Consider the following 24102-nt stretch of genomic DNA (forward strand, 5'->3'; position numbering starts at 1 on the left):
AAATTCCAAGATGCGCTGCTTGCGCATTCCCTTGGCAGCATTACCCGCCCAGGTTCATTGGGTATAATCTCAGCCTTTTTGTTAAAAGCACCCCTTTGAGATGCGGCAAATGTACGCCTCGGATATTGATTTTCACAAAAAATATCCGTGAAATTTAACTTTTGATAACAACTAAGCCCCCCAAGGGCGAGCGTATATAAGTGTATGCACCCTAAATCAAAGAAAAGGTTCACTTTCAAAATTATATTGAGCTACGTGGTACTGGGAGTTCTTGCCTCCCTGGCCGCGTTCTTTATCTATAATGAGTTCAAAAGCTATGCTTCGGCCAAAAATCAGGACGATAGCAATAAAAAGTTGCTGATGACGAATAGGTTGCTCACCCAACTGTACGAGGCCGAGAACCTTTCAAAATTGGCTTTGCAGACCAAAAAACCATCAGATTTAAAGTCCTACGCACAAAAAGTGGATTCCATTTCCCAGTTCATCGATTCGCTTAAACCCTTGGCACAAACAAGCAATGGAAATCAAAGTTCCAAACTGGACAGTGTTCAGGAGCTATTGAACCAAAAGGTCTATAACAACGCGGAGCTCCGTAAACTAAAGGTCAAAAATGAGAACAATGCTTTCTTGGATTCCGTGCTGGAGGCGTTCCACGAGATGGAGGTGGATATGGGCCGAATCACTCCCGAGACCTTTGCTCCAAATTTTGACCAACTTTCACCAAAAACGCAGGAATCCATAAAGGAATATGTCGCCCTGCTCAATAAAAACATTCCGAGTTCCAAAACCAATGGGGACGCCAACAATATCGATTCCATCTTGGAAATCTCGAAGTCCATTTTAAACAAGGCCAAGATAGAGAACGCTTCAGCGGAGAAATCTGTGCTAGAAAAAGAGCTGCAGATCTACCGTACCGACCTTGAGCTTTCGCAAAAAATGAGAAGTATCCTGACTGATTTTGAGCGTGAATTGGTCCAGAATGCCTTCTTGGACAACCTTCAACAAAAACAGGCTTTAAAAAAGAGTTCAAGGCTTGCGATAGGGACTGTGATCTTGGGGCTGGTCATCATCATCCTATTTACCTTTATGATCTCCAAAGATTATTGGAAGGTACAGCGATATCGGGAACAGCTTGAAAAGGCCAAAAAGTACTCAGAATCACTTTTAAAAAGCCGCGAACAGTTAATATCCACGGTAAGCCATGACCTCAGGACCCCATTGAACACCATTAGCGGCTATTCGGACTTGATAGCGCGGAGCGGACTGGACAATAAACAATCGAATTACCTCAAAAAAATCAAATCCTCTTCGGACTATGTTGAAAAATTGGTCAACGATTTGTTGGACTATTCCAAACTGGAGGCCGGGAAAATACAATTGGACAAAGTTCCCTTTCTGCTTTCACAACTTATTGCGGAAACGGCCGTGGATTTTGAGGAAATGCAATCCAAAAAAGGGGTTTCGCTACAATTGGATATAGACGATAAACTCAAATCGCCCATTGTCAATGATCCCTTTCGAATTCGGCAGATACTCACCAATTTGATAGGCAATGCATTTAAGTTCACCAATGCAGGGTATGTACGCGTATCCGCTAAATTGGTGGAAAAAAACAAGGCCCATTTGGTAAAAATCGAAGTAACGGACACCGGAATCGGCATCCCAAAGGAAAAACAAAAATCCATTTTCCAAGAATTTATCCAAGCGGAAAAGTCTTCAAAAAAGGCCCATGTGGGCTATGGATTAGGACTTACCATTTCCAAAAAGTTGACCGAACTGTTAGGGGGCGAATTGAATCTGGAAAGCCAAGTTGACCAAGGAAGCACATTTACCGTGCTTATACCTGTTGAATTTTCCAACATAAAATTGGTCCAAGACGAACCTAAAGATATCGAAACGAAGTCCGAAAATTTATCCGTTTTGGTTTTGGATGACGATGAGAGCATGCTGGGCCTTATATCGGAAATCTGTAAAATCCATCATATAAATACCGCTGCCTACGGAGATTTTTCCAATTTTGATATTTCCAAGATTACCGACTTTGATGCAGTGCTCACGGATATTCAGATGCCGGTGACGGATGGCTTCACGGTATTGAAAACCATCAAAGAAACAGAATATTCGGGGCCTGTAATTGCCATGACGGGACAGGATATCCGTGATACATCCGAATATTTGGAAGCTGGATTTTCAGAAGTGCTTCAAAAACCGTTCTCCGCAGATGCCCTTTTAAGAATATTGAAAGCGGCCGGACAGACCAATTATTCTTTTGAAGTTCCCGACACCGATTCTTCCTTGTTCACCATTCGCAATATTTCACCCTTTTTGGGAGATCTTGAATCTGTCAAGGAGGTTTTACTGGTTTTTTTGGACAATTCCGAGAAGAATCTAAAACTTTTGCTTTCTGCGGTAGGGAATACCAACTATAACAATATTCGGTCGATTGCCCATAAAATGCTTCCAATGTTCAGGCAATTGGAAGCTGAAAAAGCAATAACGCTCTTGGAGTATTTGGAAAATGTTTCGGACGATGTTGAGGGCAAACAGGTATTTGCGGTACTTTCTGAATTTGAGGATTTCCTTGGCGATTTGGATACTGAGATTGAACGTTACCTATCTAAACATCCAATTGATATTGGTTGATTTTATTGTAGAGGGTCTTTCTTGTCATCTGCAACAATTTTGCCGCTTTGCTCTTGTTAAAATTAGCTTGTTTAAGCGCACTTAAAATGCGCTCTTTCTCGTAATCGGCTTTGGAGAAATTTTCGACCACTTGGTTGTTCGCCTGTTCTACCACTTGGTCGGCCAATGCATTGGGCATCATGATTTCCGACCTGGAAAAAAGAACCGCTCTTTTGATCACATTTTTCATCTCCCTTAAATTCCCTGGCCATTCGTAATCCTGAAGAATTTGTTTCGTCTCCCCGGAAAATTCCAAAACATTTTTGTCCAGTTCGGCATTGGCCCTGTCCAAAAAATATTCTGCAAACAACAAAATGTCTTCCCGCCTCTCCCTTAACGAAGGAATTTCGATGGAAAACTCATTGAGCCGATGGAAAAGGTCTTCTCTAAAGCTCCCCTCTTCCACAGCTTCGGATAGATTTTCGTTGGTCGCTGCTATAATTCGGATATCCACTTGGATTTCTTGGGTGCTTCCCACACGCTTGATCTTGCGTTCTTGAATGGCCCTGAGCAACTGGACTTGGTGCTCGTAGGGCAGGTTTCCCACCTCGTCCAAAAACAGCGTTCCGCCGTTGGCGGCTTCAAAATGGCCTTTTTTATCATCTATGGCACCCGTAAAACTGCCTTTTACATGACCAAAAAATTCACTGGTGGCAATCTCCTTGGGAATGGCGCCACAATCCACGGCAACAAACGGTCGGTCACTTCTTCTACTGGCCAAGTGTATGGCATTGGCCGTTACCTCTTTGCCCGTACCGCTTTCACCGGTAAGCAAAACGGACATATTGGTGGGGGCCACCAATTCTATATATTGCTGAAGCTTTTTGGATTTTTCTCCTTGGCCTTTCAAGAAGTTTCTGCTCCCTAGTATTTCCGTATCTGCTTTCTCGCCTTGGTCAGATGCTTTGGGCTCGGCAACCTCAGTATTCAAAGCATCTTTGATTACTTTAAGAATCTCCTCAGGGGTAAATGGTTTTGAAATATAATCAAAAGCCCCTTTTTTAATGGCATTTACCGCTGTCTTCACCTCAGCGTATCCGGTCATGAGGATTACTTGGGTCTTGGGAGAGTCGCGTTTTACCTTTGGAAGCAATGTGACGCCATTGCCCTTTGGCAATCGTACGTCCGACAGGATGATATCAAAATTTGTGGATGCTATGGCCTCTTCGGCTTCTTTGATGGAATAACTTATGGATACGTCAAAACCGTTCTTGGTCAAAAACTTTTGAAGCATTTGACAGAATGCAGTATCGTCCTCAATGATCAAGATTTTGGGCATAACTCAGTTATCTAATATACGATACTGAGTTATCTGAGGATGATTCCTCCTTTATAAAATTATCACAAAAAAAGGGCTGCCTAAGCAGCCCTTCCCAATCAAACTAACTATTGTGGGGTGATAAATCTAATTACATGTCGATCCAGTTACCTTCGGCATCGGCATATACAGTTCCTGAGGTACCATCTTCCAAGGTAAGCTCAAGCTTGTATTGATCTTCGTCATTTTTGTATGCCTTGTCGATTTTTGCAGTAGGATAGTTTGTTTCTACCGCTGTAGTTACTGCAGATGGTAGATCGGACACGTTGATTTCCTCAAAATCTCCGATGGTAATCTCGATGATGTTATCTGATTCGTGTTGTGGAGCTTCAACATTTGCAAATGCTGTGATTCCTACAAATGATAGTACTGTTGCGAAAGCTAAATTTTTCATGGTATATGATTTTAATTGTTAAACTTGACTAACCATGTGAAAATTTGGTGCCATTTCTAAGATTATTCAACAATAACATATAATTAATTAAATATCAATTACTTATAAAAATTAGTGATTTTTCATTGGTGTGTAAAAGTGTGTAACTGAACGAACAGTGTGTGTAATTTTTATACAGAATAGGTAGCCAAACACACTTGATCATATCATCAGTTAATTCGTTTGTTCCCGGTATGTGATCATCAGACAAAAAAAAACCCGCTTCTTTTTTGTAGCGGGTTCACATTTTGGATTTCCGATATTTTATGCTTGGTGCGAAGGTTTAAGAAGATCGTTCACCGTTTTTACAGGATTGAAGGTCACCAATGGCACCTCTACGAAAATGGTGTTCCAAAAGGCCATTGCCCCGTTCCAAAGACCGGGAAGTTCCAATGCCTTTAATTCCTTGCCCTCTTTGGTCTTCCCTGTGATAAAACCTTGTTTGGGGTCCACGAACTCCAGTAGATTGTACTTTTCTCCTTTGTGGTCTCGCACGCCACAAACCAGGTCCACAGGATTAAAATGTGTGGAGTTTTGAAGAATGGCCGCCTGTTGCTTGTCCTCCATATCTATTTGGGCAGATTCGATAATTTGAAGGGATATATTTCCTTTGGAATCCTTGATCCAAAAAGGACCTCCACCGGGCTCTCCCTCATTCTTTACCATTCCGCATACCCGAATGGGACGGTTTAGCCTATCCTTTAAAAGTTTGGCCTGTTCATCTACCCCAAAATCCTCATAGTTATCGGGCATTCGTACATTGAGGTCTTTTTCCAAAAACGTCTTAATCTCGTCCGCTTTTTCAAAAGCAACATCATCTTGCTCCAAAAGTTTGGCATAGGCAAAAGCTTTGTCCTGTACTTTTTTCAAGACTCCGGCAAGCATTTTTTTGCTATTGGCGACGGTCTCCAGATTTTTATCGATCACTACATTGTCTATATTTTTGATGAAGATAATGTCGGCATCTTGATCGTTCAGGTTTTCAATGAGCGCACCATGTCCTCCGGGGCGGAACAAAATAGAGCCATCATTATTCTTGAAAGGTTTGTCATCCATATCCACTGCGATGGTATCGGTGGATGGTTTTTGATTGGAGTAGGAAACATTGAAATGAGTATCCGTTTTTTCGGAAATTTTAGGCCCAACGGCCGCTTCCTCCTCGGCAAACATATCATCGTGCTGTTCCGAGACCGTAAAGTGTAGATTGGCCCTTCCCTTGGTTTTTGCGTATAGCGCCGCTTCCTTCAAATGTTCCTCAAAAGGTGTTGCGGAGCCCGAATCGTAGTTGTGAAAGGGAAGTAGCCCCTTTGGATAAAATCCGTAATTGAGCCCGTCTTCCGACAACATTTCCTTTACAAACAAGTAGGCTTCTTCATCTTTATTGGATGCCTTGTCCTTGATTTTGGACATGATCAAATCGTAAAATGGAAAGTCGGAGAGGTTATCCGTAAACTTTTTCGCATCGGTATCACCGGTACGTTGTATGTAGTCGGATAGTTTTTCGTTTGATGGGTCGTAACTGTCCAAAAAATTGAACATCGCCTTGAACATTCGGGATGCCGCTCCCGAGGCCGGCACAAACTTTAACAGGTCCAAGTCGCCCCTATGGTCTTCAAAATATTGCATCAGGTCCAACTGTTCTTTTTCGGAGAACCGAAGAATTCCATTGCCCACTACAGCTGCCTGCGAAAGCTGCACATATGGGATGCCCTCTTTAAATGTTTGTATCTGGTTTGCTACCTTTTCTTTGGAAATTCCTTTGGAATCCAATTGTTCCAAGTCTTTCGGACTTAATTCAATCATGTTTCTGGAGAAGTTTATCAATGTGTTTTATTGCTGTGGAAAGCCTTGACGCTTTATCACCCTTTAAGATAATGAATTTCCTGTTATTTTTCTCCAAGGCTTCCTTAAAAAACGCAAACATTCGTTCTCTTTCATCTGGTTTGTCCCTTAAGTCGTCCGCTACCCAGGGCGTATCTATATAAGTAAGGAAATAGAGGTCGTAGTTGTTTTTTAGGGCATACTTTTCCAAAAGTGGGTCGCAGGTGCTGTTGTAATATGCCTCGGAATATACTTTTGTCTCCAATAGATCGGTATCGCAAATGAGTACTTTATTTGCATTCTCCAGCAATGTATTTTCCAACTGCATTTGACCATGGGCTATGGGCAACAGGTCGTGTGGCTCGCAGGTTTTTTGTTCCCTGTCCCATTTATCCTGAAGATATTCCCTTGCATATTCAGGCACCCATTCCGTATCATAATATTCCGCCAACTGCTTGGCCAAGGTGGTCTTACCAGTAGATTCAGGTCCAAAAAGGACCACTTTTATGAGGTTTGAAGGCTTTTGCCCAAGTTTTTCTTCCATGCTAGATATCCCTGTATTGCCAACACAGTAAAAATGAGGTACTGCAGGGAGAACATACCCCATCCCCTATACGCATACAAAGGTACGGTTATTAAATCACCCAATATCCAAAGGGTCCAGTTTTCCAGTTTCTTATTGGCCATGTACCACATTCCGGTAAAGAAAATACCAGAAGTGAATATGTCCACATAATTCGTGGGACCTATTTCTGCTCCAAATGCCCTATAAACTCCATAGGTTACCAACATGGTCAGTAGAAAAAACCCGAAGCCGATCCATTTTTCCTTGGAACTGGTACGTGTAATTTGTACCAAAGGGTTTCTATCATCTTTCCTTCGGGACCAGTTCCACCATCCATAAATGCTCATAATGGAATAATAGAAATTCATCATCATGTCACCGTATAAACTATCCACTAAAAAAATGTAGGTCGTGATTACAGTAGCGACCAGGCCGGTGGGGTACACCAGAATATCTTCCCTTTTGGCATAGACCACACTGGCAATCCCAAAGAAAAAAGCCGTGGCCTCTAAAATGATAAGGGATAGTTCCCGGTCTTCGTACGGACCGAGAAAAAAATCAAAAATGGGGTTCATAATCGCTTCGGTCAGATTTTACCATTTTCATGGTGAGCACCACATGGTCCAAGTTCTCAAAACTTTCCCTTATTTCGGAACGGAGAAGTTCCATAACCTCATCATAATCCCCAAAAACCTGTGTGCTCAGAGGATTTTCCAAAACGGTGAGTCCAGAATCGCGCATCTTTTTGATAAAATCTATGATAGGGGCCTCAAAATCGTCTTGAAGTGGTGAAAGGGTAAGCTCAACGGATATTTTCATGGTCGGTCATAATTTCGGTGCAAAACTACAAAAAGGAATTCTCATCCTCCCATCATTTTAAGGGCATAAACACAAGTAAAGCCCTCAAACTCCAAAAATTCGATTTCGTAATGCGATTTTTTGCCATGGTACAGTATTTCGGCAACGGTCCGTGAGTCCTCGAACGTAAAATCCATAACGTTGATGTGTCTCAAAAAGCTTAGTCCCTGCTGCGCATATATTTTGTACAGGGATTCTTTGGCTCCCCAGACAATAGTCAATTTTCGCATCAAGGCTTCGGTATTGGCCAAGGTCTTGTACTCTTGGATGGGGGTAAACTTGTGGGCTATCCTCAAGATTTTATCGCGTTGCATTTCAATATCAATGCCTACTTCGTCCGTTTCGCTTACAATGATTCCTGTAAAGTTGTGGGAATGAGTAATGGAAATGAAATTCCCATCCTTGAGGTGCGGTTTTCCAAAATCATCATAATATAGGTCATGATCCACATAACCCGCTTTCGCCAAAAGGTGCCTAATACTCAAAAAAGCACGGCGGTGGGCTTCAGATTTCATGCCGTCCATCCGGTCTTGACAGTGGGTCGTAAGTTCAACATCCTTAGAAAGTTCACCCTCGGATTCCGTTACTTTCCAGATATAGACCTTGGTGGTCGGGGAAACTGTTATTGTTTTGTAAATAGGCATCAACAAAAGTTAAGTGAATTCGTATCTTTGTCGCACTATAAAAGCGAAGCTACAAAAGTAAATTTATATAAAGTATGAGCACTAAGACAATTCCGTATGTTCCTTATAAAGTGAAAGATATCTCTCTTGCCGACTGGGGAAGGAAAGAAATTGAGCTTGCCGAGGCAGAAATGCCCGGACTAATGGCATTGCGCGAAGAATACGGCGAACAACAGCCTTTAAAAGGGGCAAGGATTGCCGGTTGCCTCCACATGACCATTCAAACAGCTGTTTTGATAGAGACCTTGGTAGCCCTTGGCGCAGAGGTGACCTGGAGTTCCTGTAATATCTTTTCCACCCAAGACCATGCCGCCGCTGCCATTGCCGCTGCGGGAATTCCAGTCTATGCATGGAAAGGAATGAACGAGAAGGAATTTGACTGGTGCATTGAACAGACCTTGTTTTTTGGCGAGGACAGAAAGCCTTTGAACATGATCTTGGACGATGGTGGCGACCTTACCAATATGGTTTTGGATCAATATCCAGAACTTGCCGGAGGTGTAAAAGGATTGTCCGAAGAAACCACCACAGGGGTTCACCGTTTGTACGAAAGAATGAAAAAGGGAACACTCCCTATGCCGGCCATAAACGTGAACGATTCCGTGACCAAATCCAAATTCGACAATAAATACGGTTGTCGCGAAAGTGCCGTGGATGCCATCCGTAGGGCTACCGACACTATGTTGGCAGGAAAACGCGTAGTGGTCGCCGGTTATGGCGATGTGGGAAAAGGAACCGCAGCCTCTTTTAGGGGAGCAGGCTCCATTGTTACCGTTACCGAAATCGATCCTATTTGTGCGCTACAAGCGTGTATGGACGGTTTTGAGGTGAAGAAATTGGAAACCGTAGTAGCCAATGCCGATATCGTAATTACCACCACAGGTAACAAAGATATTATCCGAGAGGAGCATTTCCGTGCTTTAAAAGACAAGGCCATTGTCTGCAATATTGGACATTTTGACAATGAAATAGATATGGCTTGGTTGAACGGCGCCTATGGAAATACCAAGAATGAAATAAAACCTCAAGTGGACAAGTATACCATTGACGGGAAAGATGTCATCATTTTGGCAGAAGGTAGACTGGTAAACCTTGGTTGTGCCACTGGGCATCCAAGTTTTGTGATGAGCAACTCGTTTACCAACCAGACCTTGGCGCAAATCGAGCTTTGGAACCATAATGACAAGTATACCAACGAGGTGTATATGCTCCCCAAACATTTGGACGAAAAAGTGGCCAAACTGCACTTGTCCCGATTGGGAGCGGAACTGACCGAGCTCAATGAGGAACAAGCGGAATATATCGGTGTAACGGTAGAAGGTCCTTTTAAACCTGAATACTACAGATATTAAGAACGTTTTTATAAAATAAAAAAACCCATGGTGTTTGCCATGGGTTTTTTATTGAATTTATCTTGTTAATCGGCCAATAAGGCTTCACCGTAATAGCAGGTCTTGCTTTCTTGCAACAAAGCCAACCCTTCTTCCCTAGTGCTCATTGGGTCTATTTTGATTTCTTCACCGTTCGGCATATAAACAATGTAGAATCCTTCTTCAAAAGAGGAAAGTTTAATGATCTCACCGTTGGGACGAACGGCATTCCAAGATTTTTCATCCGGTTTGTACACCAAATCGATTTTCTTTCCTTTTTTCGGGCCTTCCACCACGGTTACCTGAATTCTGTTCTTGGTAGCGATCATTTCAAAAGTGTTGCCATCGTGCTCCACCATTTGGGTTTCCGACTCCCCATCTTTCATGGCAATTGGGTTAGATCCGGACCAAAATTCGATAACGTTGAAGATAATGGTGTCCCCCAAGAAAAATAATCCATAAACGGGAACAATGTTGAGTCCCCAAAAAATCAAGTTATCCAAAAACCTGCTATTGGTCAGTCCTTGGTTCCAATCCTTAAGACTATTGAACGCACTGAACGATCCCAAACAGCTTGAAAACAAGATAGAGCAAGCTAACAACGAAGACATAATGACTTTTTTCATGATATAAGATTTATAGTTAATTCTTTTAAAGCTACGAAAAGTTTTCATTACCCATTGCCATTCATCGACGCTTGTCGTCATCTTAGTGGAACTTCGTTTTAAAAAAAATAAAATCTATCCCAATGTGATTCTTACCTTTAACTACTCAAAAACGGGAATACATGGAACATAATTGGTACAGTATTGATAATGTGGAAACGGTGGATTCACCATCCATTGCCCTATATCCGGACCACATCAAATTCAACATCGAAGAAATGATAACGCTGGCCCATGGCGAAACCGAAAGGCTGATGCCGCACATCAAAACCAACAAAATGCCCAAGGTAATGGAAATGTTGCTCTCATCGGGAATCACCAGGTTCAAGGCCTCGACCATATCCGAAGCTGAAATTGCAGCCGATGCCGGAGCCAAGGCCGTTTTGATCGCGCATCAGTTGGTGGGGCCAAAGGTGGATAGGCTGCTACATTTGGTCGAGCACTTTCCCAATACCCAATTTGCTACGCTTATCGACAATGTGGACAGTGCAGAGCTATTGAATCAAAAAGCGGCCAAAAAGGAACTTTGTGTCGATATGTATGTGGATATAAACAACGGAATGGATCGTACCGGAATTGAGATCGGGCCGGGGCTGGACGAGTTATTGGCCTATTTTAAAATTTGCGATTCGTTGGTCTTTAAAGGCCTGCACGTTTATGATGGCCATTTAAGGGATACCGATTTTTCCCTTCGGAAAGAGAAAATAGAAAAAGGCATAAAAGATGTAGAAACTTATTTCGATGTACTGAAAATCGATTATCCCCAAGCAGAATTGATCTGTGGCGGAACCCCGTCATTTACTGCCCATGTTTTGCAGGAAAAACGAATTTCAAGTCCCGGCACCTGTGTGCTTTGGGATTGGGGGTACAGTGAAAAACTGACGGAACAGCAGTTTAAATACGCCGCGGTTTTGGTCACACGAATAATATCGAAACCGACGGAAGGCATCATTACCGTGGATATGGGCCACAAATCCATTGCCTCCGAAAACCCTATTGACAAGCGCGTTAAATTCTTGAACATTGACAATTACGAGTTGCTTTCACAGAGTGAGGAGCATGGTGTGATCAAAGTGGATGATTGGGACAAATACAAAGTCGGTGATGTCCTCTACGGCATTCCGTACCACATTTGCCCCACTATCAACCTTCATGATGGAGTTTCCGTAATCGAAAACGGTAAAAAGATAAACACTTGGGAAATTACCGCCCGAAAACGAAAACTAAGGTTTTAAGTCCAGCGCCCTGTTCAAATCATAAAAATAGAAGTTCTTTTCGTCGTTCATTGCAGCGAAAAGACCAGATGAAAAGGTATCGTTCAAGGGAACGGTGACAACATCGCAACCATCCGTCTCCAAAGTGGAAAGGTTTACCGCTTTTATGAAGCTGTTGTCCTTTCTGGAGAAGATATTGAACTGTCCGCGTTGCTGGTCGGAAACTATGATATATCCTTCCCCGTTAGGGTAGTTTGCAATAGCAATGCCCTCGATATCCTCCAAGAACAGTTCGCCACCAAAACAGGCCAATTCTTCGTTGCCCATACTGGGTTCAGCATAGTATTTTTTCACACATTCGCCTTCATCGGAATAGTATACGTAGCCCATTTCGTTGTCCACGGCTATGGCCTCGATTTCCTTGCCCCCGGTAAAGGTTCCAAATTTGCGTACCAAATTTGCCGAAACACCAGTGCTGTCCGATTCCAATTTGTATTGATATAAATACGAACCACTTGGTCCAATCTTTCTGCCCACAATGGCATAAATAGATGAATCCTTGGGTGATTTGTACAAACTGATTCCCATGGCCAATCGTTGTCCCAGATTGGTTTCATCTTCAAAAACCGGAAAACCTCCCCCGTCGAGCGGTTTCATATCGGGTACCGAGAACAATCTGATCTGTTGTTTTTCCCGCTCGGTAAAGGCGATTACGTCCACGGCAACGGAATCGTTCAGTTGGAACCCATATTCCAAATCCACGTTGTTGGGTCTTTGGATGTTTTTGATGGATTTCTCTTCAATGATCTTACCGTCAAGGTCAAAGGCATAAACACCTCCGTTGGTTTCTTTATCAGTCCCAAAAACAATACTCTTTGATGCATCATCGGGGTTGATCCAAATGGCCGGATCATCTGTGTCGTTGGGCGTCTTTTCAGTAATAACGTCTGGTGCTATGGCCGGTAATTTGGTGCCTTGTTGACAGGAAACACTAATAATTACCAGTAATAATGGAATGTATCTCTTAATCATTAGGATAAATTTCTATAAAATGTCAGTTCGAGCGCAGTCGAGAACGACCACACAATCTGCCGCCTCTAAAACATCCCGACTCCGCTCGATGCTGACATTAATGAATTTTAATTTGATCTACTTTTTGAACAGGTCGTACTTCAAACCAAAGGTAAATCGGATATCATAGAACTCCATTTGCTGGGTTCTATCTTTTACGCCTTGGAAATAACGCAAGGGTTGGTTGGTGATGTTGTTCACATCGGCGTACAACCTCAAATTGCTGTTGATGGCATAACTGGCATTGAAATCCAAGAAAAATTGCGTGTCGTAATATCTATCTTCAAAAGCATTCCCTCCAATTTCGTCGATATAGGAGTCTGAGAAGTTGGCGGACAATCTTGCGCTGAACCTTTTATCGGCATAGCCTAAAGACCCGTTGAACATGTTCGGGGATGTGTTGGGAAGATCCAGGTCGGTTCTCTCATCGCCATCTTCGTTACGGATGCCATCGGCGCTTGAAGATAAGTAAGTGTAGTTCAAATAGACACTAAAGTTTCTGGCAAACCCGGGCAAGAAATCCAATTGTCTCTGGAAAGATAGTTCTGCACCAAAAATGGATGCCGAATCACCGTTCAATGGTTGGAACACATCGTATCCCGTAGTTCCAATACCATACGTATCGTCCTCTGCCTCGGTGATAAAAGTATAGATGAAATCGTTGATTTTTTTATAGAAAACGCCCCCCGATACAATTCCCACGCTTTCAAAATAGTGCTCTGCATTCAAATCAAAGTTCATAGAGGTAGTCGGGTCCAATTCGGGATTGCCCACAATTACCTCGGCATCCTCGTTAACAATCTCTGACCGTGGGATCAAGTCAGCGTAATTTGGACGTGCCAATGTATTGGTCCAAGCAAACCTGAGCACCGTACTGTTGTTCAAATCATACTTAAAATGAACTCCGGGCAAAATATTGGTATAGGAGTTTTCATCGGAAACGGATTCCACCTCAATACCTTCCTCTATCCCTGCGTCCTCATCTTCTTCAATATAGATTACGCGGTTTCCTTGTGTTTCAAGTCTGGTATTTTCAAGTCGAAGTCCTGCCAAAAGGCTTAACCTTTCCGTTAGTTTTTGATTCAGCATGGCATAACCTGCCCAAACATCTTCTTGGATATCAAAATTACCCGGGAGGTATTCATCTTGAACTGCCTCTCCATTGGCAGGGCTTAAATCCAAAGAGCCCAACCACTCTTCACTGGCAAAAGTACCGGCCTGATATTTTCCACCGGCCAAAAAGTCTGGATCGGTATAGGATTTTACGGGAACATCGGCCAATGTAGGGTAAAGATCTTCCAAATCGTACTCGTAGAAATCGTTGTTTCTCAGTTTTGACTTAAATCTTCCCCTTGCACCAAATTTTAGGATTCCCCCATTTCCAAAAAGATCTGCAGGTAGCTCAAAATTTGCAAAAAAATTGACATCTTCCTCTTCGGTGTATTGGTTTTCGTTCGTTACTTCACCGAATTCAAAACCGCTAAGATTACTAAAATTGGCTGGGTCAGCAGCCGTCATAACCGGATATTTTGGGTTGCTGTTGTCATTGTTGATGATGTATTCGGTCTCGTATTCCGCATAGCGCTCGTTCAAACGCTCCTCGGATGCCTTGGCATAAGCAGCCATCCAATTTACTTTTAACGAACCGAACAAGTGATCGCCCCCAAGGGTGTAGTTCTGCATACGTTGGTCTTCCAAACGGGCATTATTGTTTCTTCCCCCGGCAATTCCTCCCTTGGACTGTCTCTTAACTTCCACAGGGAAACGGGTCAAATTTCCATTGTTCAAGGCGAAGTCACCGACTTCGATATCCTCTCCATCCAATATTTCCTGCTCCAACCGGAACCTATTTTCACGGTCGTCTCTCCAGTTGTACATGGTTTTCAGGTAGATGTTGTTGTTTGGGTTGATTTGATAATCCAAATTGGCCGAGAAACTTCTTCTTACCCTTTGAACCAAATAGGTGCGCTGCTCTGTAACGTTGGTATACGGATTTACTTCGGTTTCCTCCAAAATAGGCTCGCCTTCTTCATCTTCTTCACCGGTATTGTACTCAAATTCGTTGTCCCACTCGGCTTCAATATTGTCCGAACCAAAATCGTTATCGTTGATGGTCGCTGAAAGCATCCATCCGAATTTACCATCGTTGGTACGGTCACCAATCAAAAAGGAGCCGTTCAATATTCTTTTATTGGTAATGAAGTTAACGCCGGACCCTGCCGTAGCGGAAACCCTGAATCCCTGCGGGGCCGTTCTGGTAACCAAGTTCACGGAACCGCCCAATGCATCGGCGTCCATATCCGGAGTTACGGCCTTGTTCACCTCAATGGTCTGTATCATATCCGAAGGAATAAGGTCCATCTGAACATTTCTGTTATCGGACTCAGCAGAAGGAATTCTGCTACCGTTCAAGGTCACAGAGTTCAACTGAGGGGAAAGACCACGCACAATAATGTTACGCGCCTCCCCTTGATCTACCTGCATTGTGATACCAGGTATACGCTTAACAGCATCGCCAATATTGGCATCGGGGAATTTTCCTATCTGGTCGGTAGATACCACATTGGTGATGTTCATGTTATTTTTCTGGGTATTCAATGCCTTGGATTGTCCACTTAGGCCATATGCGCTCACTTGCACTTCATCCAGCTCCATATTGGAAGAAACGAGCGTTATACCAATAGGAGTGGTTTCTCCTGCTATTACATTTACTGCTTGCTCCACATCGGAATATCCCAGATAGGTTACTCGCAAAGTATAGTCTCCTTCCGGTATTCCTACCAAGGTGAATTTTCCATCAAAGTTGGAAATGGCTCCTTTTGCCAAGGATTCGATATACACATTGGCACCGGGAACGTAGATACCGTTCTCATCGGTAATTGTTCCCTGAATATTTCCTGATTGTGCTTGGGCCATTGCGGTTCCGAGCACCATAAACAGCGTTACAAAAAGTAGTTTTTTTAGGTTCATCAATTTCATTTTGGTTTACGTTAGAATGCTTTCCAAAACTATGTATATCAACCCGTTATGATTTTAATTAAAGGGAAACAAAAGGGAAACAAAACTGAAAATCGATAGAAACAAGAGGGCAACAATTACGGTTTTTTTACATTGGGATAACCTTTTCTAAAAAAAGAAAGGTAGTAAGGGGTTAAAGTTCAATCATAAAGTTTACCAACTCTTCTTTTTGGTCAATGGGCAATTTTTTTCGCAATCGGTAACGAGCCACTCTAACGCTATCTGGAGTAACACGTAAAATGGATGCTATTTCTTTGGAGGATAGATTTAGACGCAATAACATTCCCAATCGCAATTCAGCAGGGGATAATGAATCCTCTGAAAGCATCGAAAGTTTCTTTATAAACTCTGGATGGATTTCCTTGAAGAAGGTCATAAACTCATCCCATTCCTGTTCCTGGGTGAGGTTATGATCGATTTCCCTAACCAATTCCTTTATTTTTGTTGAAGTGTTCATGTGCTGTCGGTTCACCATATTACGAAGGGTGTTAGACATATTGAGCAAGATTTTGTTCTTCTGCGACAAGTGCAGGCTGTACCGTGAGAGAGATGCAGCTTTCAACTGAAGCTCGCGTTGCATATTTTTCTCCTCAATGGCCTTTTTGTCCAACTCCGCGCGTAGCATCCGTTGCCTGTATTCCTGAATCTTCAACTTGGTCTTTCGCCTTCTGCCCAAATAGAAATAGAGAATAAGAAAAATGGATGCAATGGCAAATAGGGCCACCCAAAGCAGGTTCTGGTTGGCAATATTCACTTTGTTCTGCTCCTTCAGCAATTGTATCTCGGCCTCCTTTTTGTTGGTTTCGTAAATGGTTTGCAGCACATTCAATTGATCGGTGTTCTGCGACTTGAGCATTTCGCTGTTGTATTCTTCAGTCAACAGCAAGTGGGCATGAGCTTCTTCATAATTGCCCATAAGGGCGTAGGTTTTGGACAAATCTTTATGTGCACTTTCCAATTGATGGAGGTCGTTCAACTCCTTGGCCAACTCAAGGGCTTTTGTGGTATATTCCAGTGCCGGTGGGTAGTCGCTCCTTTTCCGGAATGAATCGCCAATGTTGTTCAACACATTGATTTCTTCCGTTGTTCGTAAACCTTTTAGCTGTTCGTAGGCTTTTTTAAAGTATTCGTACGCTAGTCCAAACTCCTCCAAATCCTCATAAATACTTCCTATATTTTCATTGGTAATGGCAACACCATGATCATCCCCCAATTTTTGAAACAATTCAAGGCTTCGTCTTTGGTCGTGAAGCGCATCTTCGTATTCCCCTTGTTTTTCATGACTGGCTCCCAAAAGACCCAAGGAAACCGCCAAACCTTTGTCATCACTGAGCTTTTCTGAAGCTTTTCCGGTTTCTTCAAAATGCTGTTCTGCAAGTTCAAAATTGTTGAGGGAGAGATAGACCTTACCAATATTGTTGTTGAGTTTGATATATAGTGGGTCCCGTAAATTTGACTCCAACTGTTCCAAAGCAAAATTGTATTGTGCTATGGCTTCGGTATATAGGCCGAGTGTGTGATAGTACTCACCCAATTGAAGATAGGCTTGGGCGATTTGAGCGGGATTTTCGGGATGCTTTTTTGCAATCTCCAATTGACTTTGAAGTGCATTGTAAGTATCCGTAGTTTTTCTATTGGTTATAGGAACGGTGGCCTGTTGTCCCCAACCGCCCATCGGAATCAATAAACTGAACAGAAAAAGAAAAAGAAAAACATTTTTCATGGTGGGTTATTGAGGGAAAAATAAAAAGCTCTTCAAGTAAGCTTTTGATCCTCACTCCAACATCACCATTGGGTTAACAAACCATTAAAAATTGAGGCAACAAAAAAGACCCCGCAAAAGCGGGGCCTTTCAGTATTAACTTTTATAATCGCTTGTTATGCTTCAAAAGGTTCGATGGAAACATAAGATTTACCACCAACTTTCTTTTCAAACTTAACTACACCATCTACCTTGGCGTGCAAAGTATGGTCTTTTCCAGCGTATACATTTTCGCCAGGATTGTGCTTGGTACCACGTTGTCTTACAATAATGTTACCAGCCACTGCTGCCTGACCTCCAAAAATCTTAACACCTAAGCGTTTCGATTCTGATTCTCTACCGTTTTTTGAACTACCTACACCTTTCTTGTGAGCCATGATATATAAATTTTAGTTCTTTTCTTATTTGCTTAACGCTTCGATCAACTCGGCCTTCTTCATAGAAGAGTAACCGGTGATTTCTTTGGCTTTTGCCATTTCCTTCAACTCGGCAACAGTTTTGGAACTCAAATCCTCAGTTGCTTTTGGAGCTTCTTTCTTTGGAGCTTCCGCTTTTTTCTCTGCCTGTTTTGGTTCGGCAGCTGGTTTTGCTTCAGCTTTGGCTTTTGCTGGGGCCGCTTTTTTGGCTCCTTTTGCCAAGATACTCTCAACAACGATTTCAGTCAAATATTGTCTGTGACCGTTTTTCTTTTGGTATCCTTTACGTCTTTTTTTCTTGAAGACAATTACCTTGTCTCCTTTAAGGTGTTTTACAACCTTGGCCTCAACGGCCGCACCTTCTATGACCGGGGCGCCAATGGTTACGTTATCACCATCTTCCAAAAGAAGAACTTTATCAAAAGTAACTTTGTTACCTTCTTCTTCCTGCAAACGGTGAACGTACACTTTCTGGTCTTTTGCAACTTTAAATTGCTGCCCTGCCATCTCTACAATTGCGTACATAATGCGTTAATTAGATTAAAATTACTTCGCTTTATTAAAATTAGCGGGTGCAAATATACTGCTAAATCCTTAACCTACAAGTATTCCTCGTTGATTTAGCTGACAATTTTTTTAGAATTATTGGTGGTTTTGAAGAGTTGCATAAAAGAAAGTGTCAGTACAAGGCTTGTTGCAAAACCCATAATGGCTACGGTAAAGAACACGATTCCCTCGAAATTTTTATAGTCCCCTGACCAAGCCTTCGATAATTTGTCCAAAAATGCAGTGTCCAATTCCGTCGCATAAAAGGCAAAGAAAATGGTGAACAGCAATGTCGCTATAAACCCAGTAGTAATGCCAGCCGTAAAACCATTGCCGTAACTGAACTTGTTCCCTTGTCTTATCTTGGTATACTTAATGGTCTCATATATTCCAAACCCTGTGATGACTCCATTAAATAGGCTATAAAAAACATTGGTATGCTTTCCCATTAAAGATAAAATCAAAAAATACGCAATCAGTACAGCACTAGTGACCATACCGAAACGAATTGGAAGGGTTAAATTTTTCATATTTTAATTTTTTTTGGATTCATTGTTTAATTTACTGAATGTTTGTGAATTATCCCATTTTTAAAACCCAAAGACTTTTGTAAAGTGGACATGGCGTCGGAAAAATATTATATATTTAACGTAACATCCTTCGAGAAATCGATACCAACCTCTTAGCAACATCAATTTTTAAATACTGACTATTAAAATGAAAAAACAATTGTTTTCCGCATTCACAATGCTATTTTCAATGGCCTTGCTCTCCGCTCAGGAAGTGGTCTTTGAAGAGTATGATCTGGACAACGGGCTCCATGTGATCCTACATCAGGACAATTCGGCACCCGTGGTAACCACATCGGTCATGTACCATGTAGGCTCCAAGGACGAAGATCCTGACAAAACCGGTTTTGCCCACTTTTTTGAGCACTTATTGTTCGAAGGCACCAAGAATATTGAACGGGGCGAGTGGGACCAAATTACAGCCGCCAATGGTGGAAGAAACAATGCCAACACTTTTTTGGACCGTACCTATTATTACGAAGTCTTTCCTTCCAACAGCTTGGAAGTCGGACTTTGGTTGGAATCCGAACGTTTGATGCACCCCATCATAGGGCAAGTTGGCGTGGACACCCAAAAAGAAGTGGTCCAGGAAGAAAGAAGACTTAGAACGGACAATGCACCCTACGGCGCATTCTTTGAGCAAATCTTGAAGAATCTTTATACCAAACATCCATACCGTTGGGGAGTAATTGGTTCCCTAGACCATTTGGCCAGTGCCACCTTGGAAGATTTTAAAAAGTTCAACCAAACATATTATGTTCCCAACAACGCCGTTTTGGTGGTGGCCGGAGATTTTGAGGTGAACAAGACCAAAAAAATGATCAAGGACTATTTTGGTCCCATTCCAAGGGGCGCCGAAATTAAGCGTCCGAACATCAAGGAAGATCCCATTACCCAAACCGTGTATGCCAAGTATTATGACCCCAACATCCAAATCCCTGCAATCCTATTGGCTTACAGAACGCCAGGTCAGGGACAAAGAGATGCCTACGTCATCAATATGATCTCCACCTATTTGAGTGATGGAGAGAGTTCCAAGCTCTACAAAAAATTGGTGGACGAGAAGAAAATGGCACTCCAAATACTTTCCGTTCCCATCGATGCCGAAGATTACAGTTCCTATATTGTTGGAGGGCTTCCCGTTGGGGACAATTCCATTCAGGACATCAAAAAAGAAATAGACGAAGAAATCTTGAAGCTTCAAATGGAACTGATTTCGGAGAAGGATTACCAAAAACTGCAGAACAAGTTCGAGAACCAGTTTGTAAATGCCAACAGCAGTGTTGAAGGAATTGCCAACTCTTTGGCGGAAAATTACATGCTGAAGGACAACACCGACCTCATAAACACGGAAATCGACATTTATCGCTCCATCACCCGTGAAGAAATCATGGAGGTCGCCAAAAAATATTTGAAGGTGAACCAACGCATCGAGTTGGAATATTTGCCAGAACAAAAAGACGCTAATTAAAATGAAAAAGTATATAGTTTTAGCTGCGCTGTCCCTATTTATGACAGCCACATATGCCCAAATAGACAGGAGCACACCGCCAAAAGCGGGTCCCGCTCCAAAAATCAACTTAAAGGACCCTGCACGTTTTGAACTTAAAAACGGTTTGAAGGTCCTTGTCGTGGAAAACCATAAATTACCAAGGGTGCGCATACAGCTTTCCATAGACAACCCGCCCATTTTGGAAGGTGACAAGGCCGGGGTTTCCACATTAACGGGCAGCATGCTCGGAAAAGGTTCCAAAAACATTCCAAAAGATGATTTTTACGAAGAAGTGGATTTTCTTGGTGCCAACATTTACATCGGGGAGCAGAGCGCTTTTGCGAGTTCGTTGTCCAAATATTTTCCAAGGATTCTGGAATTGATGGCGGATGCCGCACTCAATCCAGACTTTACCCAAGAAGAATTTGAAAAAGAGAAAGAGAAAGTGATCACCGGTCTTAAATCCCAAGAAAAAGACGTTTCGGCGATTGCTGATAGGGTACAAACAGCCTTGGCATACGGTAAAAACCATCCTTTTGGTGAGTTTATGACCGAGGAGACCGTAAACAATGTCTCCCTTGCAGATGTGGAGCAGTTCTATAGATCCTATTTTGTGCCTGCCAATGCCTATTTGGTTGTCATAGGGGACGTTGATTTTGATAATGTCAAAGATTTGGTGACCAAAGCTTTTACCCCATGGTCCAAAGCGGCACCACCATCATTCACATATTCCGAACCCAAGGATGCCCAATACACCCAGATCAACTTTGTAGACGTGCCCAATGCGGTACAGTCCGAAGTGGCTGTGGAAAACATCACCCATTTAAAAATGAAGGATGAGGACTATCTGGACGCCTTGATGGCCAACCGGATTTTGGGTGGAGGGTCCCAAGCACGCTTGTTCAAGAACTTAAGGGAGGACAAGGGCTATACCTACGGTTCCTATTCGGGACTACGGGCAAATAAATTCAGTCCTATGCGCTTTAACGCATACGCCCAGGTTCGCAACGCGGTGACCGATAGCTCCGTGGTAGAAATATTGAAAGAAATAGATAAGATTACTTCCGAGCCCGTATCGGATGAGGAACTGGCCAATGCCAAGGCAAAATATGCCGGTAGCTTTGTGATGGCGCTGGAAAAGCCGGAGACCGTAGCGGAATACGCCCTGAACATTGAAACCGAAGACCTTCCGAAGGATTTTTATGAAACCTATCTAAAACGGATAGATGCCATTACCAAGGAAGATGTGCAAAAAGCGGCCAAAAAGCATTTTTCCACTTCAAATGCAAGGGTGGTGGTTACCGGAAAAGGAACGGATGTTCTGGAAAATTTGGAAAAAGTCACCTTTAACGGCAAAGAGGTTCCCGTGCTGTATTATGACAAGTACGCGAACAAAACAGAAAAACCCGAAATGAACGCCGCAGTTCCTGAAGGAGTGGATGCAAATACCGTATTGGAAGACTATATTGAAGCCATTGGAGGAAAATCCAAACTTGAGGGCGTGGATTCCTATTCCATGTTGGCGGAAGCCGAAATGCAGGGCATGAAATTGGAATTGGAAATGAAGAAAACTTCCAAAGACCAATTTATGCAAGATGTAAAAGTAATGGGCAATTCCATGCAAAAACAGGTTTTGGACGGTGACACCGGCTATGCCGTTGTACAAGGGCAACGCAAGGATCTTTCTCCGGAAGAAATTGCCAAGATCAAGGAAGAGTCCGCTGCTTTCCCGGAATTAAATTATTTGGCCGCAGGCGATGTTACTCTGGAAGGAATTGAAACCGTAGGGGACAAGAAAGCCTACAAGCTTAAAATAAGCGAAGGCAAAACTGCTTTTTATGATGTAGAAACCGGTCTTAAGGTACAAGAAATAAACACCCAGGAAGTTCAAGGGCAACAGATGACCAGTACTTTGGGCTACGAAAACTATCAAGAAGTATCGGGCATAAAGTTCCCGTTTAAGCTTAATCAAAGTGTAGGCCCACAAACCTTTGAGTTCATTGTTAAGGAAATCAAGGTGAACGAAGGAGTGGATGCATCGGATTTCAAATAAATCTAGGTTCTCATATTAGAAAAAAGGCGCTCTCACCGAGCGCCTTTTTTATTACAGCATTAATCGTTCGTTAGCTCATATTAATGTTTCTGAAGTATGAGGTCATTCAGTATATGCGTATTTTTGTTTATAAATTAATGGTCATGCAAAAAACCTTATCTATACTTATTTGTTGTTCGATTTTGTTCCTGAACTTTTCTTGCAAACAAAAGCAAGAGGACAAAACAACTGACGTAGAATCTAAAGCCCAAACAGAATCCGCTGCCCAAATGGAGAAGATTATTGCCATTCATGACGAGGTGATGCCCAAAATGCGGGATATCGGCAAATTGGTAGGGGAATTAAAACCCAAAGTGGATTCCACTGCAATGGGAAAGCAATATGAAGTGGCCATGAAGGACCTTCAAGATGCACATAAAACCATGATGGACTGGATGCGGGAGTTTGGTGATCGATTTGATTATAGTGAGACTATGGAAGGCAAAGAACTTTCCGAGCAAAAACAACAATGGCTGGATGAAGAGGAAGAAAAAGTAAAAGTGGTCAAGGAAAAAATCAATGGAAGTATTGAAAGGGCCGAAAAACTGCTTAACTCACAGAATCCTAATAAGGATTAAAAAAAAGCATTGGTCCATTCAAATGGGGCATTGGTAAACTGAAATGTTTCATCCGTAAATTCTACAGGCCTTCCATAAAGTTGATGTGCTACTTTTATCTTTTAAAGTAAACACATAAAAATGAACAACCATAAAAGAGCCTTGGAAATTATTCATGACTTTCTGAAAGAGCGTAATCTTGAAAACGATTTCGAAGAACTAAAGGATAATGTCCACTATTTCCTAGACTACAAAGAAACAAAAATTGAGGATGAGTGGTCTGTACCGTTAGGTACATCCAAGGTTGGAGGATTGCCTCACCTACCTGATTCAATTAAGTTATTGCCCAACGAATTGTTTCTCGCCCAGCTAAATTGTGCAGAACTTAAAGATTATGACATCTTTAATCTATTCCCAGATAGCGGTATTATTTATTTTTTCATAAAAAATGGCGATTTTCCCAGATATGCCTACTATGACGGGGAAGCCAGCCAACTTAAGGTGTGCCAATACCCTGAACAAGATGAGAGCTTATATGGGAAAAAGGAGCTTATGGAACGTTCCTGCACAATTGATTTCGTGAACACAGAACTTATAACAATAGTGAAAAGCGGGTTAGAATGGCGTTTAGGAGATTCATTCAACGAGTTGGACTCCCTATTGAAAGAGAATCTGAATTGCCCGGTAACATTTTACCATTATGGAGGCTATAGTTCCTTACCCACTGATTTTATTTTTGGGAGACCTATTTATTGGCAAGGTGAAGATGAAGAATTTCGGGTGTTTGAGGAAGGTGAAGATGAAGAGGAATCTTATTCCTATAGATTTTCTGACTCCCATATTTTCAGTATGGAATACGGGGAAGGAAACATAAACTTTTTCACAAAAAGTAGTGCTTTGGACGTTTCACGGGACCTAGATGAGCAAATAATTGAAACATATTCAGGCACCTAAAACAAAAGAATATTTC

21 protein-coding genes are annotated in these 24102 nt (G+C 42.3%); 7 read left to right on the top strand and 14 right to left on the bottom strand.

Annotated features, from left to right (window positions below; genetic code table 11):
* The first annotated feature begins 204 nt into the window (after positions 1-204).
* Positions 205-2643 (top strand): hybrid sensor histidine kinase/response regulator, encoded by a 2439-nt coding sequence (locus SD449_RS10975; RefSeq protein ID WP_318310609.1) that lies wholly within the window; start codon positions 205-207, stop codon positions 2641-2643.
* Here SD449_RS10975 and SD449_RS10980 read toward each other — a convergent pair.
* The 7 genes from SD449_RS10980 to SD449_RS11010 all read right to left on the bottom strand — a co-directional run bounded on the left by SD449_RS10980 (position 2618) and on the right by SD449_RS11010 (position 8321).
* Entirely contained in the window at positions 2618-3961 is a 1344-nt protein-coding gene (locus tag SD449_RS10980; protein WP_318310610.1) for a sigma-54-dependent transcriptional regulator, read from the bottom strand. The two genes, SD449_RS10975 and SD449_RS10980, sit on opposite strands and share 26 nt — an antisense overlap.
* 130 nt (positions 3962-4091) lie before the next feature.
* Positions 4092-4394 carry a hypothetical protein gene (locus tag SD449_RS10985; RefSeq protein WP_318310611.1) on the bottom strand — a complete coding sequence of 101 codons (303 nt, stop codon included), beginning with the start codon at positions 4392-4394 and terminating at the stop codon, positions 4092-4094.
* Between the two features lie 303 nt (positions 4395-4697).
* On the bottom strand, positions 4698-6236 hold the full coding sequence (locus tag SD449_RS10990; protein ID WP_318310612.1) for a DUF4301 family protein: 1539 nt from the start codon (positions 6234-6236) through the stop codon (positions 4698-4700).
* Positions 6229-6798 (bottom strand): ATP-binding protein, encoded by a 570-nt coding sequence (locus tag SD449_RS10995; RefSeq protein WP_318310613.1) that lies wholly within the window; start codon positions 6796-6798, stop codon positions 6229-6231. Before SD449_RS10995 ends, SD449_RS10990 begins: the two co-directional genes overlap by 8 nt.
* Entirely contained in the window at positions 6759-7394 is a 636-nt protein-coding gene (gene pnuC, locus SD449_RS11000; RefSeq protein WP_318310614.1) for a nicotinamide riboside transporter PnuC, read from the bottom strand. Before pnuC ends, SD449_RS10995 begins: the two co-directional genes overlap by 40 nt.
* Complete coding sequence (locus SD449_RS11005) at positions 7378-7638, bottom strand: YkoF family thiamine/hydroxymethylpyrimidine-binding protein (RefSeq protein ID WP_318310616.1); 261 nt, start codon at positions 7636-7638, stop codon at positions 7378-7380. The genes pnuC and SD449_RS11005 overlap by 17 nt, the downstream gene beginning before the upstream one ends.
* 41 nt (positions 7639-7679) lie before the next feature.
* Positions 7680-8321 carry a 4'-phosphopantetheinyl transferase family protein gene (locus SD449_RS11010; protein WP_318310617.1) on the bottom strand — a complete coding sequence of 214 codons (642 nt, stop codon included), beginning with the start codon at positions 8319-8321 and terminating at the stop codon, positions 7680-7682.
* A gap of 74 nt (positions 8322-8395) precedes the next feature.
* On the opposite strand from SD449_RS11010, the gene ahcY reads away from it, so the two are divergent.
* Positions 8396-9712: an adenosylhomocysteinase gene (gene ahcY / locus SD449_RS11015; RefSeq protein WP_318310618.1), complete on the top strand. Its 1317-nt coding sequence runs from the start codon at positions 8396-8398 to the stop codon at positions 9710-9712.
* A 65-nt stretch (positions 9713-9777) separates the two neighbouring features.
* Here the strand turns inward: ahcY and SD449_RS11020 are convergent, their stop codons facing one another.
* Positions 9778-10356: a DUF3332 domain-containing protein gene (locus SD449_RS11020; protein WP_318310619.1), complete on the bottom strand. Its 579-nt coding sequence runs from the start codon at positions 10354-10356 to the stop codon at positions 9778-9780.
* A 161-nt stretch (positions 10357-10517) separates the two neighbouring features.
* On the opposite strand from SD449_RS11020, the gene SD449_RS11025 reads away from it, so the two are divergent.
* Positions 10518-11630 (top strand): D-TA family PLP-dependent enzyme, encoded by a 1113-nt coding sequence (locus tag SD449_RS11025; protein WP_318310621.1) that lies wholly within the window; start codon positions 10518-10520, stop codon positions 11628-11630.
* Here the strand turns inward: SD449_RS11025 and SD449_RS11030 are convergent.
* From SD449_RS11030 to SD449_RS11055, 6 genes are all read right to left on the bottom strand, one after another.
* Positions 11619-12641: a phytase gene (locus tag SD449_RS11030; RefSeq protein WP_318310622.1), complete on the bottom strand. Its 1023-nt coding sequence runs from the start codon at positions 12639-12641 to the stop codon at positions 11619-11621. The genes SD449_RS11025 and SD449_RS11030 overlap by 12 nt on opposite strands.
* A 117-nt stretch (positions 12642-12758) precedes the next feature.
* On the bottom strand, positions 12759-15659 hold the full coding sequence (locus SD449_RS11035) for a TonB-dependent receptor (RefSeq protein ID WP_404828044.1): 2901 nt from the start codon (positions 15657-15659) through the stop codon (positions 12759-12761).
* A gap of 172 nt (positions 15660-15831) precedes the next feature.
* Complete coding sequence (locus tag SD449_RS11040; protein ID WP_318310625.1) at positions 15832-17421, bottom strand: tetratricopeptide repeat protein; 1590 nt, start codon at positions 17419-17421, stop codon at positions 15832-15834.
* A 155-nt stretch (positions 17422-17576) separates the two neighbouring features.
* Complete coding sequence (gene rpmA, locus SD449_RS11045) at positions 17577-17837, bottom strand: 50S ribosomal protein L27 (RefSeq protein WP_108245862.1); 261 nt, start codon at positions 17835-17837, stop codon at positions 17577-17579.
* 24 nt (positions 17838-17861) lie between these two features.
* Complete coding sequence (gene rplU / locus SD449_RS11050) at positions 17862-18401, bottom strand: 50S ribosomal protein L21 (protein ID WP_318310627.1); 540 nt, start codon at positions 18399-18401, stop codon at positions 17862-17864.
* 95 nt (positions 18402-18496) lie between these two features.
* The gene (locus SD449_RS11055; RefSeq protein ID WP_318310628.1) at positions 18497-18952 is read right to left on the bottom strand and encodes a DUF4199 domain-containing protein; all 456 of its coding nucleotides are present in this window, start codon (positions 18950-18952) and stop codon (positions 18497-18499) included.
* 187 nt (positions 18953-19139) lie between these two features.
* On the opposite strand from SD449_RS11055, the gene SD449_RS11060 reads away from it, so the two are divergent.
* The 4 genes from SD449_RS11060 (at position 19140) to SD449_RS11075 (ending at position 24086) form a co-directional block, all read left to right on the top strand.
* Positions 19140-20462 (top strand): M16 family metallopeptidase, encoded by a 1323-nt coding sequence (locus SD449_RS11060; protein ID WP_318310629.1) that lies wholly within the window; start codon positions 19140-19142, stop codon positions 20460-20462.
* 1 nt (position 20463) lies between these two features.
* Positions 20464-22536 carry a M16 family metallopeptidase gene (locus tag SD449_RS11065; protein ID WP_318310631.1) on the top strand — a complete coding sequence of 691 codons (2073 nt, stop codon included), beginning with the start codon at positions 20464-20466 and terminating at the stop codon, positions 22534-22536.
* 143 nt (positions 22537-22679) lie between these two features.
* Positions 22680-23153, top strand: a complete 474-nt coding sequence (locus SD449_RS11070; RefSeq protein ID WP_318310633.1) for a hypothetical protein — start codon at positions 22680-22682, stop codon at positions 23151-23153.
* A gap of 120 nt (positions 23154-23273) precedes the next feature.
* Positions 23274-24086, top strand: coding sequence for a DUF1963 domain-containing protein (locus SD449_RS11075; RefSeq protein WP_318310635.1), 813 nt, complete (start codon positions 23274-23276; stop codon positions 24084-24086).
* The last annotated feature ends 16 nt before the right edge of the window (positions 24087-24102 follow it).

Origin of the sequence: Flagellimonas crocea (genome assembly GCF_033441595.1) — a bacterium.
GTDB classification, from domain to species: domain Bacteria; phylum Bacteroidota; class Bacteroidia; order Flavobacteriales; family Flavobacteriaceae; genus Flagellimonas; species Flagellimonas crocea.

What these genes read in the sequence shown, in the direction of transcription:
- SD449_RS10975 (WP_318310609.1), top strand. Translation starts at nt 205, where the DNA reads ATGCACCCTAAATCAAAGAAAAGGTTCACTTTCAAAATTATATTGAGC.
- SD449_RS10980 (WP_318310610.1), bottom strand. Translation starts at nt 3,961, where the DNA reads ATGCCCAAAATCTTGATCATTGAGGACGATACTGCATTCTGTCAAATG.
- SD449_RS10985 (WP_318310611.1), bottom strand. Translation starts at nt 4,394, where the DNA reads ATGAAAAATTTAGCTTTCGCAACAGTACTATCATTTGTAGGAATCACA.
- SD449_RS10990 (WP_318310612.1), bottom strand. Translation starts at nt 6,236, where the DNA reads ATGATTGAATTAAGTCCGAAAGACTTGGAACAATTGGATTCCAAAGGA.
- SD449_RS10995 (WP_318310613.1), bottom strand. Translation starts at nt 6,798, where the DNA reads ATGGAAGAAAAACTTGGGCAAAAGCCTTCAAACCTCATAAAAGTGGTC.
- pnuC (WP_318310614.1), bottom strand. Translation starts at nt 7,394, where the DNA reads ATGAACCCCATTTTTGATTTTTTTCTCGGTCCGTACGAAGACCGGGAA.
- SD449_RS11005 (WP_318310616.1), bottom strand. Translation starts at nt 7,638, where the DNA reads ATGAAAATATCCGTTGAGCTTACCCTTTCACCACTTCAAGACGATTTT.
- SD449_RS11010 (WP_318310617.1), bottom strand. Translation starts at nt 8,321, where the DNA reads ATGCCTATTTACAAAACAATAACAGTTTCCCCGACCACCAAGGTCTAT.
- ahcY (WP_318310618.1), top strand. Translation starts at nt 8,396, where the DNA reads ATGAGCACTAAGACAATTCCGTATGTTCCTTATAAAGTGAAAGATATC.
- SD449_RS11020 (WP_318310619.1), bottom strand. Translation starts at nt 10,356, where the DNA reads ATGAAAAAAGTCATTATGTCTTCGTTGTTAGCTTGCTCTATCTTGTTT.
- SD449_RS11025 (WP_318310621.1), top strand. Translation starts at nt 10,518, where the DNA reads ATGGAACATAATTGGTACAGTATTGATAATGTGGAAACGGTGGATTCA.
- SD449_RS11030 (WP_318310622.1), bottom strand. Translation starts at nt 12,641, where the DNA reads ATGATTAAGAGATACATTCCATTATTACTGGTAATTATTAGTGTTTCC.
- SD449_RS11035 (WP_404828044.1), bottom strand. Translation starts at nt 15,659, where the DNA reads ATGAAATTGATGAACCTAAAAAAACTACTTTTTGTAACGCTGTTTATG.
- SD449_RS11040 (WP_318310625.1), bottom strand. Translation starts at nt 17,421, where the DNA reads ATGAAAAATGTTTTTCTTTTTCTTTTTCTGTTCAGTTTATTGATTCCG.
- rpmA (WP_108245862.1), bottom strand. Translation starts at nt 17,837, where the DNA reads ATGGCTCACAAGAAAGGTGTAGGTAGTTCAAAAAACGGTAGAGAATCA.
- rplU (WP_318310627.1), bottom strand. Translation starts at nt 18,401, where the DNA reads ATGTACGCAATTGTAGAGATGGCAGGGCAGCAATTTAAAGTTGCAAAA.
- SD449_RS11055 (WP_318310628.1), bottom strand. Translation starts at nt 18,952, where the DNA reads ATGAAAAATTTAACCCTTCCAATTCGTTTCGGTATGGTCACTAGTGCT.
- SD449_RS11060 (WP_318310629.1), top strand. Translation starts at nt 19,140, where the DNA reads ATGAAAAAACAATTGTTTTCCGCATTCACAATGCTATTTTCAATGGCC.
- SD449_RS11065 (WP_318310631.1), top strand. Translation starts at nt 20,464, where the DNA reads ATGAAAAAGTATATAGTTTTAGCTGCGCTGTCCCTATTTATGACAGCC.
- SD449_RS11070 (WP_318310633.1), top strand. Translation starts at nt 22,680, where the DNA reads ATGCAAAAAACCTTATCTATACTTATTTGTTGTTCGATTTTGTTCCTG.
- SD449_RS11075 (WP_318310635.1), top strand. Translation starts at nt 23,274, where the DNA reads ATGAACAACCATAAAAGAGCCTTGGAAATTATTCATGACTTTCTGAAA.